At 60.6% G+C, this 16236-nt stretch carries 15 protein-coding genes; 8 read left to right on the top strand and 7 right to left on the bottom strand.

Features of this window, described 5'->3' with window-relative positions:
* Positions 1–32: 32 nt before the first annotated feature.
* The 3 genes from HY696_05110 to HY696_05100 are packed head-to-tail and all read right to left on the bottom strand — an operon-like array spanning position 33 to position 3903.
* Positions 33–1835: a fatty acyl-AMP ligase gene (locus tag HY696_05110; protein MBI4237783.1), complete on the bottom strand. Its 1803-nt coding sequence runs from the start codon at positions 1833–1835 to the stop codon at positions 33–35.
* Positions 1832–3196, bottom strand: a complete 1365-nt coding sequence (locus HY696_05105; protein MBI4237782.1) for a methylaspartate mutase — start codon at positions 3194–3196, stop codon at positions 1832–1834. The genes HY696_05110 and HY696_05105 overlap by 4 nt, the downstream gene beginning before the upstream one ends.
* The gene (locus tag HY696_05100) at positions 3193–3903 is read right to left on the bottom strand and encodes a 4'-phosphopantetheinyl transferase superfamily protein (protein ID MBI4237781.1); all 711 of its coding nucleotides are present in this window, start codon (positions 3901–3903) and stop codon (positions 3193–3195) included. Before HY696_05100 ends, HY696_05105 begins: the two co-directional genes overlap by 4 nt.
* Before the next feature lie 393 nt (positions 3904–4296).
* Here HY696_05100 and HY696_05095 point away from each other — a divergent pair, with 393 nt between their 5' ends.
* Positions 4297–4974, top strand: a complete 678-nt coding sequence (locus HY696_05095; protein ID MBI4237780.1) for a hypothetical protein — start codon at positions 4297–4299, stop codon at positions 4972–4974.
* 28 nt (positions 4975–5002) lie between these two features.
* Complete coding sequence (locus tag HY696_05090) at positions 5003–6334, top strand: pyridoxal-phosphate dependent enzyme (protein ID MBI4237779.1); 1332 nt, start codon at positions 5003–5005, stop codon at positions 6332–6334.
* Between the two features lie 141 nt (positions 6335–6475).
* Here the strand turns inward: HY696_05090 and HY696_05085 are convergent, their stop codons facing one another.
* On the bottom strand, positions 6476–7888 hold the full coding sequence (locus HY696_05085; protein ID MBI4237778.1) for a sigma-54-dependent Fis family transcriptional regulator: 1413 nt from the start codon (positions 7886–7888) through the stop codon (positions 6476–6478).
* Positions 7889–8134: 246 nt separating this feature from the next.
* Between HY696_05085 and HY696_05080 the strand changes: the two genes are divergently transcribed.
* Entirely contained in the window at positions 8135–8500 is a 366-nt protein-coding gene (locus tag HY696_05080; GenBank protein MBI4237777.1) for a fibronectin-binding protein, read from the top strand.
* Positions 8501–8527: 27 nt separating this feature from the next.
* Here HY696_05080 and HY696_05075 read toward each other — a convergent pair whose 3' ends face one another.
* Complete coding sequence (locus HY696_05075; protein MBI4237776.1) at positions 8528–10363, bottom strand: bifunctional homocysteine S-methyltransferase/methylenetetrahydrofolate reductase; 1836 nt, start codon at positions 10361–10363, stop codon at positions 8528–8530.
* Between the two features lie 15 nt (positions 10364–10378).
* Positions 10379–11014, bottom strand: a complete 636-nt coding sequence (locus HY696_05070; GenBank protein MBI4237775.1) for an MBL fold metallo-hydrolase — start codon at positions 11012–11014, stop codon at positions 10379–10381.
* Positions 11015–11126: 112 nt separating this feature from the next.
* On the opposite strand from HY696_05070, the gene greA reads away from it, so the two are divergent.
* Positions 11127–11603 carry a transcription elongation factor GreA gene (gene greA / locus HY696_05065; GenBank protein MBI4237774.1) on the top strand — a complete coding sequence of 159 codons (477 nt, stop codon included), beginning with the start codon at positions 11127–11129 and terminating at the stop codon, positions 11601–11603.
* A 209-nt stretch (positions 11604–11812) separates the two neighbouring features.
* On the opposite strand, the gene HY696_05060 is transcribed toward greA, so the two are convergent.
* The gene (locus HY696_05060; protein ID MBI4237773.1) at positions 11813–12349 is read right to left on the bottom strand and encodes a hypothetical protein; all 537 of its coding nucleotides are present in this window, start codon (positions 12347–12349) and stop codon (positions 11813–11815) included.
* A 584-nt stretch (positions 12350–12933) separates the two neighbouring features.
* On the opposite strand from HY696_05060, the gene HY696_05055 reads away from it, so the two are divergent.
* From HY696_05055 to HY696_05040, 4 genes are all read left to right on the top strand, one after another.
* A complete protein-coding gene (locus HY696_05055; protein MBI4237772.1) occupies positions 12934–13392 on the top strand; it encodes a hypothetical protein in 459 nt (152 codons plus the stop codon).
* Positions 13393–13528: 136 nt separating this feature from the next.
* On the top strand, positions 13529–13798 hold the full coding sequence (locus tag HY696_05050) for a metal-sensitive transcriptional regulator (protein ID MBI4237771.1): 270 nt from the start codon (positions 13529–13531) through the stop codon (positions 13796–13798).
* A 9-nt stretch (positions 13799–13807) separates the two neighbouring features.
* Positions 13808–15049, top strand: a complete 1242-nt coding sequence (locus HY696_05045; protein ID MBI4237770.1) for a TolC family protein — start codon at positions 13808–13810, stop codon at positions 15047–15049.
* Entirely contained in the window at positions 15046–16164 is a 1119-nt protein-coding gene (locus HY696_05040) for an efflux RND transporter periplasmic adaptor subunit (GenBank protein MBI4237769.1), read from the top strand. Before HY696_05045 ends, HY696_05040 begins: the two co-directional genes overlap by 4 nt.
* The last annotated feature ends 72 nt before the right edge of the window (positions 16165–16236 follow it).

The raw sequence follows: 16236 nt of genomic DNA, 5'->3' as shown, positions 1-16236 counted from the left end.
ACCGCCGACATAAAGGGAAAAATTTCGATTTTTTAGCAGCGCGAAGCGCATTGGACGCATCCGTGCCAGGTGTGGAGCACGGGCAGTGCCCCCGTGGCATACAACCATTTCGTGTGTTGCCGCCGCACCTTCCCGCTAGAAGTGCGCGGAATGGTGCGCGGCGGGAGAAACAGCACCGTATGCAAGGCAATGTCGAATGTGGCGTTCACCTCCGCCGCCAGGTCCGCACTGCACGCCTGCAGCGCCTCGTTTGTCAGCGTCGCGTCACCGGGCAGTTCCTGCACAACCACGACGCAAGCTTCCCCATGCGCGTCCTGGGTAAAGGCCGCATTCAACCCCTGCAGCCATCGCGATCCCGTTTGGCGGATGGCATGCTCAAGATCCTCCGGATAAATGTTGCGTCCGCGAATGATCATCACGTCTTTCGCGCGGCCAGTAAGAAAGAGGCGGCCTTGGTAGAAAAAACCTAAATCGCCAGTGCGCAGATACCGACGTTCGGCATCGATACCGACACAGCGCGCGCGCAATAGATCCTGCGAGGCCCGCTGTTTCTTCCAATACCCCTTCGCCACATGCGCGCCGCGCACCCACACTTCACCGATGACGCCATCGGCGAGCAACACTCGCCGCACCGGGTCCACAATGCGGACTTCTTGGTCGCCAAAGGAAACCAAATAGCCCGGCAGTGACACCGTGTCGGCGGAGGCCGTGGACTGCGGACATGCGACCCTCCCCCGATCCAAATCGCGGCGAGAAAAATGGGAATACGCCGCCGGCTGACCATGGGGCGCGGCGGCAATCATGAGCGTCGCCTCGGCCATCCCGTAGGCAGGCAACAACGCGGACGTGCGGAGACCGTGCGGCGCGAAGGCCGCGGCAAAGCGGCACATCGTCGATTCGCGTACCGGCTCCGCCCCATTAATGGCGCAACGCAAGTGGGACAGGTCGATCGTCGCGCGCTCTTCGGCGGTCACATGCTGAACACACACATCATAGGCGAAATTCGGCGCGGCGGTGTGCGTGGCACGATGCCGCGTCAAGGCCCGGAGCCAGCGCGCGGGGCGGGCCATCACATCATACGGAGAAAGGAGCAGGCTGGACGCGCCGATATAGACCGGATGGACGACCTGGATCATCAGACCCATGTCATGAAAGAGCGGCACCCAACCGCAAAACACACTCGCAGCATCCGTCGCAAACGCGCGGTGAAACATCCATTGATTGTGCATCATATTGCGATGCGTGATCATCGCGCCACGCGGCGTGCCCGTCGACCCGGACGTATATTGCAAGAACGCGACATCGTGGGGACGCGGGCGATGCGGACGCCATCGCTCGGCCCACACGATCGGCACGGCTTCGGCGTCTAGCCATTCGCACCTGCGCCAGGCGGGCGGGAGCGGTGTGGAGCCCACGGCGTCGCGCACCGACTGGGTCGCCAACACCACGTGGGCGCCCGCATCGGCCATCACTGAGTCAATGCGATCGAGATGACGGGCGCGCGTGGGAGGATTCACGGGAACCGCGATCGTCCCGGCGTAGAGGCAGCCGAAAAACGCCGGAATAAACGCCACCCCGGGCGGATACATCAGGATGACGCGGTCGCCTGTCATCGTTTTTGCCTGCAACACTGCGGCAATGGCCAACGCGTGGGATTGGAGCGTCGCGAACGTATAGGCGTGCGTCACCGTTCCATCATCGCCCAGAAACGCAAAGGCCTGGCGATCCGGACAATGATGCGCCCAATAATCGAGTGCGCAGAGAAGAGTCTCCCACGTCGATGGACTATCGAACGCAGGCCGCAACGCACGCACGTCGGGAGAGAGGGCATTCATGATGTCGGGACCTCCTGCGTGGCAAAATAATCGATGCTCGCTTGTAGTTGGGGCACGAAATTCGCCATCGTGTGCGTTGAGGCGGCCGACGCCAGCCGTAATTGTCGGCGATGCCGTCGCCGCACGCGTTCAGAAAACGGCAGTTGGGCACACTCGGCATATCGGATGGCCCCGCCGGCATCCCGCATCGGAATCACCGCCGACCGCACATGTCGACTGGCCGCAAACGGCACGTCGAGCCGGCCGCGCGTGAATGCGGCGACAATCGCAGCGGACAGATCCGGCGCGTCCAACGGCGGCGCCAGGAGTGCGCGGACTTCCTCCATCATCCACGCCTCCTCTTCGGCGACTGCCGCCTCGTCGATCGTCACCCAGTCGAACATCGGCGTCTGGGCCGCCTTGGCCAAGCGAATGCCCTGAATATTCTCGTGGACGGTGGGAATGCCGAGCGCCTCGGCATACGTCTTGGTCACAATTTTTGTGGCACGTCCCAACCGGGCGACGATGGCACCGTAAAAGATCAATCCTTGCGCGACGGCCGCATCGGCCGGAAATGCCCCCATGAATTCATGGAGCACGGGATAGCATTGTACGGAGGCCGGCAGATATTCGCGGGCCAACTTCCGCAACACGCGCAGCGCCGCCACATCCTGCGCCACATGGCCCCCTTGTGGATAGGCCAGCGAAATACAGCGCACCCCGGCGCGGGCGGCTAACAGGGCTTCCAGCAGCACGATGGCCACACTGAGCGACGGCGGCATCAGCGCCGCCGTCAGCGTGCCGAACAACTCACGATCAACGATAATCCCGTGCTGCGCCAACTCCCCGCACCAGGCGTCGATTTCCGCCCAGGCCTGCAGCGACGTCGTGAGCGGCACATCCTTACAATAGGGAACATTATAAGTGATCCCGCCGCCCTCAAAGGCCGTCAACCCACTCGCCAGACTCATCGCAAAGAGCGCGCGGGCATCGGGAGATCCGTGCCGCACTTGCAGCGGCACGGCAACACACGCGTTCAACTCCCGCCCGTTGCGCCATCCATGCGCGCACAGCGGATAGCCGTTGAGTTGGTCCGGGTGCGCGGCCAACATGGCCGCCGCTCGCTCGAAGGCCTGGAGCCGCGTATGGGAATCGATCGTGATCGTAAGAATGTCGGGCCGCCCCTCGCGCTCGCATTGTTCCAGCAACGCACGCATCGCGGCGTGCGCGCCGACCCCGCAACGCGGCTGCACCAGTAACGTGCTGCCTTGATCGGCCCGAGCCAACAACGCCGCCACCGTCGGCTTGGTCAGCGATCGGAGATGCGCGATGACCTCCGCGCACGTCGGCAGTGCTCCGCAGCTGGCCGGCATCGGCATCACGACGGCATCCTCCGCGAGCTGGCCGGCAACGCGACCCAGGTATGCACCCGCGACCCATCCAACCTGAAACCGCCATCGCATGCCCAGGCCGCTGGGAACCGATCCGACCACGCAGCGCACAACGTGAGCCGCAGCGTCCCGGTCTCCGCATGAACGGCGATGATCTGCGCGCTCAAAAAATCAACATACCGCTGGGTCAGTGGATAGAGACATTTAAAGAGACTCTCCTTCATAGAAAAGCAGAGCGTGACGGCGACACGCGCCTCCGCGAGGGAAGGAGCGGCGGACCGGAAAAGCGCCAATTCTTCAGGGTATGCCACGAGTGCGGCCATCTCCCGCACCACAGTCGCTGGGAGCAACGATTCCGAATCGATCCCCAACGCACCGATCCGGTCACTGCGCGCGACTGCCGCCGCAACATAGTCTGTCGTGTGGGTAATGGAGCCGACAATGCCGTCGGGCCAACGCGGGGATCGATCGTGCCCGGCCGGAATCCATGGGATCGGCGGGGAAACGATCTGTTGCAACGCTTGTTGCGCGCAGTAGCGGCCGGCCAAAAATTCGCAGCGCCGCGTCACCGGGAACGTAACACCCCGCGCATCGACGTCCGGCGCAAAATGGTCATCCAGCCAGCGGAGATCCTGATCCGACCGCAACTGCATCGCGTGGGTCGCCACATGGTCCATCGCATCTCTGGCAGCATTCATGGGCAGATGATAGAGCAAGCGATGTGCCACCCATCTGATACCGAAGAGCACACGCATTGCGCAGAGGAACATGGTGCCAGTCGGGTGAATCGCACGACGATCTTTCCAGCGCATTCCGAAGGCTCGGAATGATTGTCTGAAAAAATGGACACTGCGCACCGACCAGCAACATGAGACGCACCGAAAAACCCACGCACCTCGTTCGCTTTCGCCCACCATGACCGTGGCACACGCATTGCTTAATTAACGCATCGCAACCAACGAGACACGGGAGGCCACATGCCGCAACGATCGAGAGCACTACACTATCTGGGAAGCCTCGCGCTCCTCACGCTGTTGTGCACGTCACCACTATTGGCCAATCCATGGCCACAACCACCACAAGGAGGTTCTATGGGTAGCCCGACTATCGCCGCCGTGGCGACCGCCGTACAACGCCTTATCCCGGCCGCGCCCCCAACCGACGCCGCATCGAACCGGCACGAAGTCGCCGCAAGTGGATTCGACACCCTGCGCATAGCCCAAGAAGAAGGCCGCACTACGATTACCGGCACCGACAATAAAAAAATCACCGTGACCTATACGCGCCGGCAGGGCAGCGCACGCTGCAATCCGCAGTTCATCAACGCCGGATCCACGTTCCGTATTGTCACCCACGCGTCCGGCGAAGACTGCGCCGTCGATATGGACGTGACAATGCCGCGCCAATTCAAATTACGCGCCGGAGTCGCGGCGGGCGAACTGACGTTGCGCAATCTCGACGGCGACGTGCGTCTGGAAGTGGGCGCGGGATTGGTCCACGGGATCGTCCGTTCACCACGCACCGAGATCGAACTCGCCACCGGCCAGGTCAATTTGGAATGGAGTCGCTTGCCCAATCCCGGCGCCGTGAATTTTGAGGCGGCAGCAGGCACGATCAATCTGACACTACCGAAGGGATCTGACGCCGATGTCCAGCTCCGGCGAACCCCCGTGGTCTCACGAACGGTCAAAGTGACGGAACGGGCCAACGCCGGCTTCAAGATCCACGGCAAAATGGCCTTTGGGGCCTTCGCCGTGTTGGAAAAGTAAGACGAGTCCCGGACCGAGCGGAGTATCTATGGGCCGCAGCTGGCACTATCGGGAATTAATAGTGACCCCACGATCCGCACGTCGCGGGGAGAAGTGCGTGGATTATCGCTGTGTCGTCTGCAAACAACCCTACACGGCACAATTCATAACCCGATGCCTCACCTGTGGCGGAGCCATCGACGTTTTTTATGATCTGACTCGGGTGCGGCAACACCGCCGCGGCAATCCGATCGAGCGCTTCTGGGATCTCCTGCCGTTAGCCCACCGCAACGATCTGGTATGGCTGGGAGACGGAAATACCCCCTGTCTCCATGCACGGGCGTTGGGCCGATCCGTAGGACTCCGCCGGCTCTATCTCAAAGATGAAACCACCAATCCCACGCGCACGACAAAAGATCGCGTCGTCTCGCTGGGGCTCGCCTATCTGCGTCAGTTCGGTATTCGGACCTTCGCGTTGGCCTCCTCCGGCAACATCTCCACCGCGTACGCCCGAGGCGTGCAGCTGCAAACCGGTTTCCATGCTCACCTCTTCGTGGCACGCTATTTCCTCCCGCGACTGAACTATGCGGACCATCCGTGCATCACGACGTATGTGGTCGATACCGATTTTGTGCAGGCCGGAAACGCGGCGGTGGCGTTTACCCGCAACCGAGACATCGTCTATGAAGGCGGCTTTTTCAACCCCGCCCGACGCGAAGGCCTGAAGCTCGCGTATTTGGAGGCATTCGACGCCATCAAAACGCCTCCCTATGCCGTGTTTCAAGCGGTGAGCAGTGGCATGGGATTACTCGGCGCGTACAAGGGGGCGCTCGAGTACGCGGTGTTGCGGGCATGGGACACGCTGCCTCGCTTCTTCGCCGTACAACAAACCCGATGTGCGCCCATGGCAACCGCCTTTCACGAAGGGTACGATCGGATACAACCCCACCATGTGATCGAGAATCCGCAAGGGTTGGCGACCGCCATTCTGCGGGGCAATCCACGCCGAACATATCCCTACATCCACCAGCTTGCGCTCGACACGAACGGCGGCATTCTTGCGGTCGATGATGCCGCGATTCGTGAAGCCCGCTTGCGACTTTGGGAATATGAAGGCATCGAGGCCTGCTATGCCAGTGCCACTGCCGTCGCCGCGATGCTCGAAATGGCACGCGCGGGAAAGCTCCCTCCGACACAGCCGATCTTGGTGAATGTCACAGGCGCCGATCGTCCACCGCACCCCGTTCCGACCACTCTCATCGCATGGGATGCAACCACAACGCCCCATTCACCACCTCAACACGGGGTGGCGGTGTCGCCAGATCTTCGTGAGCGAGGTCGTGCATCCGCTCCAAATGCGTTTCCATGCGCTCGAGGCTGATGCGGCAGGCGTGATATAAATCACGGCCATCGGCCGCAAACAAGCGGCTATCGAGCCAGCGGAGAAACCCGGACACCACAGTCAGCGCGCCTCGCATGTCGTGAAGGCATTCTGTCAGTTCCGTGTTCATCACTAGCTCCCCTACGTCAACGACGTTATCCCGCCGCTCGTCATGCCCCAATCTTTCAGCTTCTCATACAGTCGAGAGCGGCTGACTTGGAGGATGGCAGCGGCCTTGCTCTTGTCGCCACTCATAATTTCCAACGCGCGTGCGACATAGACCTGCTCGGCCGTCGCAACGAACTCTTTGAGCGCCAAGCACTCGCCGGGCGTATCGGGCAATGACAACGGCCCCTCGTGGTTGATCGCAGCGCCATTGCTGACCGTTGCACGCTGGTGAAAGATCCACTCCGGCAAATCGGAGAGCATGATCGTGGGGCCCGGCACCAGGATCACTAAGCTTTGGATCAAATTTTCCAACTCGCGCACGTTTCCAGGCCAGGCATACTGTTGCAGCGCCATCATGGCCGTCTTGTTGAAAGTCCAACCCGGCATCGTCGCATATTTCTTGAGAAATGCCGCGGCCAGGATCGGAATGTCATCACGGCGATCCCGGAGTGGAGGAATCTGTAAGGTAATCACGCGCAACCGATGGAACAGATCCCGACGAAACCGCGACTGCTCAACCAGCGCTTCGAGATCGTCATTGCATGCGGCAATAACGCGGAAGCGCACTTGTATCGATTTGACGCTCCCAATGCGGACAATTTCCTGTTCTTGAATCGCGCGCAGGATCTTGGCCTGCAGGTCTTTTTTGAGCGACGAGACCTCGTCCAAGAACAAATCACCACGATGCGCGAGTTCGAACTTGCCGATCTTCCGCTCGATGGCCCCTGTGAAGGCCCCCTTTTCGTGGCCGAACAACTCCGATTCGAGCAAATTTTCAGGGATGGCGGCACAGTTAATCGCCACAAAGGGCCGATCGGGTTGCTCGTCGAGTCGATGGATATACCGGGCAAAGAGCTCCTTGCCCGTGCCGGATTCGCCTTCGATCAAAATGTTGGCCCCATGCCCCTTGAGTTTGCGCGCCCGCTCCAGTTGGCTCAGGAGAAAAGCCGATCGTCCCAAGATCAGTCGATCGCCAAACGACTCGTTCAGATCTTCCAAAAAGGCGGCGTGTTTTTCTCGGATATCCCGATACGGCGCCAATTTTTCCAGGATGGCGACCACTTCTTCGATCGCAAACGGTTTAATCAAGTAGTCCGCCGCGCCCAGCCGCACCGCAGTGACCAACAACTGCGGATCCTTGTGGCCGGTGACGATCACGACATCGGCAGTCGGCCGCAGTTCTTTGATGGTCCGTATCCGTTGCAACCCGTTCTCCTGGCCCAGCGCAATATCGAGCAGCACGATATCGACAGGATGGCGACGCAGCAGCACCGCACCCTCGTCGAAATTTTCCGCTGTCGACAACGTGCACTGGGATCGGAGTCCCACGCGGAGATAGGTCAGGAATTCTCGATTGTCATCGATGGCCAAAATATGTGTCAGCATAGGCGTGCTCGTTCTGAATTTTCATAAATAGTAGATTGCAAGGATCGCTCCATGGCGGCGTCTTACAAAAAGCAACTCTATTTCAGCCTGTTATTGTCGCCGTGACGAATGACCACTATCTTGATCGTCCGCTCTTCAGCGCATGGAATCCGGGATCTCGCACGACGCGCAATGCACGCCATTTCCATCTTGACACCTCAACGGCTCATCGGCGATGGAGAGTGAAACTTTCACTCAGGAGGCTCTATGCGCCGCACCATTTTCGCCACGTTCGCACTCGTGGCCATCAGTCTCGCCAGTACGCACGCGTTGGCACTCGCCGGCAAATACGCGGTGAAGGGCACGAACCCCGGCGGCAAAGGAAATTACACCGGCACCGTGACGATCACGCAAAAAGGCGACCTGTACCAACTCGCGTGGAGCGTCGGCACGACCTACACCGGCGTCGGCATTAAAAGCGGCAATGTGTTGTCGGTCGGTTGGGGCACGGGGGGAGCCGCCGGATACGGCGTCGTCTCGTACACGATCGGCGCGGACGGCACACTCACCGGCACCTGGGCAGGCCCCAAAGACACCGGCCTCGGCACCGAAACGCTCACCCCGCAGAAGTAGTCGCGGGAATATTTTCACGCGCGTCGGCTACAACACCTGCAGCACTTCCACGACGGCCTCATAACTGCCGAACGGCGGGAAAATGTACGCCCCTTGCACTTGCGGCTGCCGCTTGGCCGCCACGAGCGCCTCTTGCGCAATCATTATCCCTTCGCGGCGTTGCGCCTCTTTCGACGACGCGCGGCGCATCCGCTCCAAGATCTCGGCCGGGATCTGCATCCCCGGCACTTCGTTATGCAGAAATTCGGCGTTCTTTAACGACGCGAGCGGCAAGATGCCGACAAAAAACGGGATCGGCGGGACATCAGCGGTGCGCTGTAAAAATGTCTCCAGCATCGCCGGATCGTAGAGCGGCTGAGAAAAAACGAATTCCGCCCCGGCCGCGACTTTCTTCCGATATCGCTCCACTTCCAGATCCAGATTGATCGCGCCGGGATTACAACCGCACCCGAGCAACAACGACGCCGGGGCCCCCAACGACCGACCGCCCAGATCGAGCCCATGATTCAGCATCCGCGCGAAGTGGAGCAACCCGATCGCGTCGACATCGAACACGCCGGTGGCGTGCGGAAAGTTCCCCATCTTCGGCGGATCGCCCGTGATGATCAACATATTGTGCAGTCCCAACGCGTGCGCCCCGATCAAGTCCATCTGCATCCCGAGCAAGTTCCGATCCCGGCAACAGTAGTGGATGATCGTCTCGATCCCGACGTGTTCTTTGATCATCAGCGCCAACGCCATCGGACTCATCCGCGCAATCGCGCGCGCTCCATCGGCGATGTTCACGGCATCGACGCCGTGTTCGCGCAAATACCGCGCTCCCGCAATAACCGCTTTCGGATCCAGCCCGCGCGGCGGATCGACTTCCACACTCACTTGAAACTTGGTCCCGAGTCCCGCCGCAAACGCGCTCTTGGCTGCCGTCGGCAACGGTTGCACATCTGGCGGCGCCGCAACGGCTGTCACTTCGATCATCACTCGCGGCGTCGGCTGGATCGACTGCAAGAACTTGCGCATCTCGGCGATCTCGGCCGGCGTCGTGCCGCAACACCCGCCGACTAAATTCGCGCCGCTCTGCACCAGCCGCCGCGCGTATTCGCCCATGTATTCCGGCGTCGCCAAATAAATCGTGCGCCCTTCCACCACTTGCGGCAGACCCGCGTTCGGCATCGCCGACAACTTGGCCTGACTCACCGCGCGCATCGCCTGCACCACACGCAACGCGCCCTCCGGCCCGGCCACGCAATTGGTCCCGATCACATCCGCACCCCAGGCCTCGAGCCGTCGCACCACATCTTCCGGCGCAACGCCGACCACTTCGCCATTGCTCCCGAATTGAAACGAGAGCTGCGCGATCACCGGCACCGCACTGACCTGCCGCGCCGCCTGATAGGCGACTTCCAATTCGTCGAGTGCCAAAAAGGTTTCCAATATGATGCAATCGACGCCGCCGGCCACCAACGCTTCCATCTGTTCGACAAAAATACCCAACGCCTCGTCACGCGCCATCCGCCCGAGCGGTGCCAACGTCACGCCGAGCGGACCGACCGACCCCGCCACATACGCCGCGCCAGTCGCGGCCTCGCGGGCCAGCGCCGCACCGCGCTCGTTGATCGCCCGCACTTTCGACTCCAACCCATACGCCTGCAACCGCAATCGATTCGCCGTGAACGTATTCGTCTCCAACAACTCCGCCCCGGCCGCGCGATAATCGGCGTGGATCGCGCGCACGAGTTCCGGCGTCGTCAGATTCAGTTCATCGAAACAGCGATTGATGAAGACGCCACGGGCGTAAATTTGTGTCCCCATCGCGCCATCGGCCAGAATGATGCGATCGTTCAACGCTTCCAACAGTGGTTGCATGATTTGGTCGCGCTCCTATCCCAAGCGGAAACGGAAAAATTCCTCCCGATTTGCCGCCCGCAAATAGGGATTCGTCGTCTGCTGCGCCCCGATCGTACTCGTCGGCGCCGAGCCATAATCGTGGCCGGCATAAATGACCGTCTCGCGCTCAAGCGCCGCCAAACGGCGTAATGAATGATACATCTGCTCCGGATCCGATCCCGGCAGATCGACTCGCCCGCAACCATCCACGAACAGCGTATCGCCAGTAAAGCAGTCGCCACCGACCAGAAAACACTGACCGCCGGGCGTATGCCCCGGAGTATGCAGACACTCGACGCGCAACGCGCCAAGCGTCAGGACTTCGCCATCGCGTGTAGTCTGCACCGGCGTGGTCAGTGCCGGCAACCCAGCCGCATCCGCCGCATGGACATACACGACGCTCGGCTTCGCCAACATGCAGAGCTCTTCCAACGCACCGATATGGTCAAAATGGTTATGCGTCAGCAACACCGCGTGCAGCTTGAGTCCCGCCGCCTGCACCGCCGCGACTAACGTCTCGGCCTCCCAGCCCGGATCGATCACCGCCCCGCAGCGCGTTGCCGGATCGCCCAACACATAAGAAAAATTCGCCATCGGCCCAACGGCACATTGTTGAATAATCGCGCCCATCGTTCCCTATCGCCTCCTCCCCTACTTAAAGCACTTACGCACTCACCCACTCAAGCACTTATTCTCCGAATCCATTGACCTCCCACGTCGGCTCAGTTACACCACCCGTGCGATGAATAATAAAGTCCCAATGACACCGCAGGGGCAACGGCAGTTACAGGAATTGCTGAAGCGGTTGAAGACGACCGACCTCTCCGAAGCGATCCGCGCGCTCGAAGAGGCCCGCAGCCACGGAGATCTCTCCGAAAACGCCGAATACGACATCGCGAAGGAGCGCCACCAGCAATTAACAAAACAGATCAGCGATATGGAACGCGCATTGGCCAACGCGCAAGTCATCGACCCGGCCACGCTGACGCAAGACCGAGTCGCGTTCGGCGCCCGCGTCACGTTGCGCGACCTCGACAGCGCCGAAACGAGCCAATATCAAATCGTCGGCATTTACGAAGTCGACATTCAAAACGGCCGCATCTCCGTCGAATCGCCGATCGCCCGCGCGCTGATCGGCAAAGAATCGGGCGACGAAGTCCAAGTCCAAACCCCCCGCGGCACCCGCCTCTTCGAAGTCCTCAAAGTCCAGTATGTGTAGATAGGGCATTACAACTGCAATTGAGAGCCACGGCCCCAGAAGGGGAGCACGGGGGACCTGCGGGCCGTTCGCCTCGCGTTACGGCGCTCGGCTCACTGAGACCTCGCTCGGTCGGGCTTCAACCCCATAGCGCTCCCTCGCTCAGACTCGCCCGCAGGCCCCCCGCGCTCCCCTTCTGGGAGATCTTTTGGTCAATCTGAAGATTGGTGTTAGAGTGCCAATGTATTCTTCACCAAAGCGATGATGATGTCTTTGAGTACAGGAGCAACAGAACTCTGAGCGAATCGAGAGAGTAGGGTCTCGACCTGTGGTTTCTGCACTGAGGCACTGGTCAATGCGTCTCGAATCTGTTCGAGCAGCTTGACCGCCTGCCCCGCCTCCTGCGTAAGACGTTCATTGGCAGCGACTTCCATAATCTCGATTCCGTTCCCGTCGGCTATCCCAATCGCACCGATCGTGACAGAATTCGCTGCACCTCCGTGCGCGTCGGCACTGACACCAGTGCCGCCACCGGTGCCGACAATACCGGCATTCATCACGGTGAGTTGAAATTGATTGGGACGCGCTGTTAGCGACTCTATCGCAGACTGAATCGCCACGATGATTGGATCATGCGCCGGCCTTGATTCCGTGCGCGGGAGATAGATACATGCGATGACAATAACAGCGATTTGAACAACCACAGCACCGACAAGGCCACGTACCCAAAGAGGGTAGCTATTCAAGAACGATATGAAGTCAAACATATATCCTCCACTTTATTCGGCTATACGCACATCTCATCGCATATCGTATCGTAATTCGGCTAAGGCTTCGCTCTGCGATCATCCGTATCTTCGCCCAGCAGCCTGCATCCCAGCCCACTTGGAACGCAATACAAATCCACTGAATCCGCTCATGGCCAACCACGGCCAGGGGCGCCGACTGGGGGGCGTAGGGGCTCTCGGAGCCGTTTTCTCCTTGCGTGACCTTACGACGAAAACGGCGAGGGTGAGCGGCGACTCGCCTCGATGGCGAGTCGACCGCGTACCCTGCGCCTCCCAGTCGGCGCCCCTGGCCCCCCGTGTGGAATCACTGACTGGCGTTACGGGACCAATAACAGGTGCGCCAGGTCGATATTTCCTGTCGAGTTACATGGAGTGTATTATCACCCAATTTTTCCTATTTGTGGTAGCTACTGACCCCAGTCGATCAATTGCGCCGCAGAACGTCAAGAATTACAACCAATTAACATTTTGAATTCATGAAGTATTTTTTTGCTCCGTCGGGCGATACTCCCGGCAGGCCGTGGCATAGCCCTTGCTAAATAATTACGCAGGAGGCACTGACAATGCGGAGAGTAAAATACGCCCTGGTTATCGGTTTAACGCTATTGAGCCTGGGCCTCTCTTCGACGACGCGCGCCGCCACGTCGTATGCGCCGGTCACGAAATTCGTCTCCGCCAACTCAGTCCTCGGTCATTACTTTGCCCATTTCGTGGACCGCTACGGACGGAATTACGACAGTAAGGCCGACACCTTCCGCGCGTTCTGCCGCACGTTGCGGGAGAGCGACATCCTGCTCCAAGAATTCCGCCTACTCCGCGTCTCGCAGGAACCGGTCACGTCGGCGCTCCATCAACTCGAGCAATTTGATTTCGCACGCGCGTCCCGCGAGGAAGTCCGCCGAGCGATGCTGATCGTCGACCTGACGCTCGAATCAATCGAGTCTGGGATCGTCCCAAATCACCGCAGCGAATTCCGCCGCGAAGTCCTCGCCTCTACTCCGCCGCTCGCAGATAATGGGTAATATCGCGGCTGGTGGCTGGGCAACGGGACTCACATGGTCCGAATCTCCAGTCACTAGCCACTAGTCACTAGTCACCAGTCACCCCTCTTGACATCATACCCCGCCCAGGTATATACCCTATACCAGTACCCAGCATATGCTCGATCACGCGACCAAGACGCAAGTCAGCACCCGATTGAAACGGATTGAAGGCCAGATCCGCGGCATCGCCCAAATGGTGGACGAAGGGCAATATTGCATCGACATCATCACGCAACTGCACGCGGCCCGGCGCGCGTTGGAACAGGCCGCATTGCTCGTGATGCAGCAACATATGCGCACTTGCCTCACGGAAGCCATTCAGGCCCGTAAAGGTGACCCGAAAATTAACGAACTGATTGAAACACTCGATCGTTTCCTGCGCTAGAGAGTCGCTATGCGTGCTCGACTACGAATCATCTCAATCGCCGCCCTCAGCATCGGCATCCTCTTACGACTTCCCGCCCACGCCGCGCCATCACAGCGTTTCACGCTCGACGCCGCCATTCAACGCGCGCTCCATGAACATCCGAAGCTCGCCGCAGCACGCGAACAAACCACGGCAGCACGAGCGCGGATCAAGCAAGCCGGCACGTTGGAAGACCCAATGATCGAGGCGATGCTGATCGAACGCGGCGATATCGACATGGAAGGCACCGGCTTCGGCGTCAGCCAAAGCATCCCGTTTCCGTGGAAGCTCCGCCACCAGCGCCAACAGGCCAGGCATGCGGCCGACCGCCAAGCCGCTGAGGCCAGTATGACCGCCAGCGACCTCCGCGCGGAGGTCCAAATCGCGTTCTTCCAACTCCTGTTTCTCGATCAGCAACTCGGGCTGGAGCGGAGCCTGCAACAGCTGTTGGAACATTACACTGCCGTCGCGGAGACCCGCTACGCGACCGGCGAAGCGCTATTCGGCGATCCGCTGAAGGCCGGGAGCGAAGCGGCCGCGCGCGGCGCGCGCAGCATCGAGCTGACCCGCGACCGGGCCGCCGTCGTCGCACGACTTACCTATTTATTGGCGCTCCGACCCGGCACCGCGTTCTCATTGGTCGCGCCGAAGGGTCTGGTCCCGTTTCGTTGGTCACGCGCCGACGTGATTGCTCGGATCGAAGGCGACCGACCGCCGCAATTGCGCAAGGCCGAGGCCCAAGTCGGAGAAACGAAATCGGGCGTGGCGGTGGCCCGAGCCGGTTATGGCCCCGATCTGCGCGCGAGTGCGAATTACATGCGGCGCGGAGAAGGGACCGTCTCCGCCAATCTCGGCCTCAGCATTCCGCTTTACTTCGGTAAACATCGCGCCCAAGTCCATGAGGCCGAAGCGCTGTGGCGGGCCTCCGTCCACGAACGCGAAGACACGGCATTGCGACTCCGCAGCGAGGCGTTGCAGCTCTACGAACGGATGCAGGCCGCGCGCACCGTGGCGGGTCGCTATTCGCGCGACGTCATGCCGCGGGCGGAAGCGGTCGTGCGGTCCGCGGAAACCGCGTACCAAAGTCAAAAAACGGAATTCGTCTCACTAATCGACGCGATTCGCCAACAACGCGAATATCAACTCACCTACCGACAGGCCGTCACTGAATATGAACAACTGCGCGCCGAACTGGAACGGTTGCTCGGTTTTACTGGAGAAAACCCATGAACCGCCGACGAAGTACTCCATGGTTCTGGGGAATACTCCTCGTGCTCGGCCTCGCGTGGGGCGCGGCGTGGAAGTTCGACCGCCTCCCGGATTGGCTCTCTCCTTCGTCTCCATCGCCACACCACGGCACCGCTGCGCCGACGGTCTACACCTGTCCGATGCATCCGGGCATTCGCGCCGATCAACCGGGCGATTGCCCGATCTGCGGGATGCGTCTGGTTCCGTTAGAGGCCGCGCCCCCACCGGACGCCCACGAGGGACACGCCCCAGTGCCGGCGACTCCATCTAATGAACATCAAGGACACGGCACGGAATCGCCCACGCCACCACCGAGCACGAGCGGCGCCGTGCGGATTCCTGTGGAGCGCCAACAGAGCATCGGCATGCGGACCATTGTCGTGTCCCGCATGCCGGCTACGCGCCATATCCGCACCGTCGGACGGGTCGCCTTCGACCCGGAGCTGATGGTCGCACAACGTGAATTTGTCGAGGCGTTGCGACTCGGCGATCGCTCGTTGATCGAGGCCGCCACGCTGCATCTGCGCCATATGGGTGTCAGCGACGGCGAACTCACGCGACTGCGCAAACAGCGCCGCGAAGAAGTCGGCCTCTTCCTGCCCCACGCTGGAGGTTCGGTATGGGTCTATGCGCCACTGTTCGAACATGAACTCCCGCTCGTCGCGATCGGGACGGCAGTCACGATCACCGCGCAAGGGACCGGCGATCCGTTTCAAGGCATCGTGCGCTCCCTCGACCCGATCGTCGATCCGCAAACGCGCACCGCACGGGCCCGCATCGAAGTGACCGGCGCCGGCGGCGTGTTACGGCCCGACACATTCGTCAACACGGAGATCATCGTGCCGCTCGGAGAGCAACTCGTGATTCCGTTGGAATCGTTAATCGACACCGGCAAACGCAAAGTCGTGCTCGTGCAATCGGCGGGCGACCTGTTCACCCCGCGCGAGATTACGACCGGCGCCCAAGTCGATGCCGGTGTTGTGGTCACCGGCGGACTCACGGAAGGCGAAACTGTCGTCGCCCGCGCCGCGTTCCTCGTAAACTCGGAAAGTTCATTGAAGGCGGGCCTCGGCAGTGCGGTGCAACATGCGCATTAGAAATGCAGTGACTGGTGACTGGCGGCTGGTGGCTGGGCAATGGGATTCACATGGTCCGATCCCCAGTCACCA

The organism is Deltaproteobacteria bacterium, assembly GCA_016210045.1.
Taxonomy (GTDB): domain Bacteria; phylum UBA10199; class UBA10199.
This window is presented reverse-complemented; position numbering and strand designations above follow the sequence as displayed.

Excerpts from the sequence above, each read along its gene's own strand:
- HY696_05090 (MBI4237779.1), top strand. The coding sequence starts at position 5,003 with ATGGGCCGCAGCTGGCACTATCGGGAATTAATAGTGACCCCACGATCC.
- HY696_05085 (MBI4237778.1), bottom strand. The coding sequence starts at position 7,888 with ATGCTGACACATATTTTGGCCATCGATGACAATCGAGAATTCCTGACC.
- greA (MBI4237774.1), top strand. The coding sequence starts at position 11,127 with ATGAATAATAAAGTCCCAATGACACCGCAGGGGCAACGGCAGTTACAG.
- HY696_05110 (MBI4237783.1), bottom strand. The coding sequence starts at position 1,835 with ATGAATGCCCTCTCTCCCGACGTGCGTGCGTTGCGGCCTGCGTTCGAT.
- HY696_05070 (MBI4237775.1), bottom strand. The coding sequence starts at position 11,014 with ATGGGCGCGATTATTCAACAATGTGCCGTTGGGCCGATGGCGAATTTT.
- HY696_05095 (MBI4237780.1), top strand. The coding sequence starts at position 4,297 with ATGGGTAGCCCGACTATCGCCGCCGTGGCGACCGCCGTACAACGCCTT.
- HY696_05060 (MBI4237773.1), bottom strand. The coding sequence starts at position 12,349 with ATGTTTGACTTCATATCGTTCTTGAATAGCTACCCTCTTTGGGTACGT.
- HY696_05045 (MBI4237770.1), top strand. The coding sequence starts at position 13,808 with ATGCGTGCTCGACTACGAATCATCTCAATCGCCGCCCTCAGCATCGGC.
- HY696_05100 (MBI4237781.1), bottom strand. The coding sequence starts at position 3,903 with ATGAATGCTGCCAGAGATGCGATGGACCATGTGGCGACCCACGCGATG.
- HY696_05055 (MBI4237772.1), top strand. The coding sequence starts at position 12,934 with ATGCGGAGAGTAAAATACGCCCTGGTTATCGGTTTAACGCTATTGAGC.
- HY696_05075 (MBI4237776.1), bottom strand. The coding sequence starts at position 10,363 with ATGCAACCACTGTTGGAAGCGTTGAACGATCGCATCATTCTGGCCGAT.
- HY696_05040 (MBI4237769.1), top strand. The coding sequence starts at position 15,046 with ATGAACCGCCGACGAAGTACTCCATGGTTCTGGGGAATACTCCTCGTG.
- HY696_05050 (MBI4237771.1), top strand. The coding sequence starts at position 13,529 with ATGCTCGATCACGCGACCAAGACGCAAGTCAGCACCCGATTGAAACGG.
- HY696_05080 (MBI4237777.1), top strand. The coding sequence starts at position 8,135 with ATGCGCCGCACCATTTTCGCCACGTTCGCACTCGTGGCCATCAGTCTC.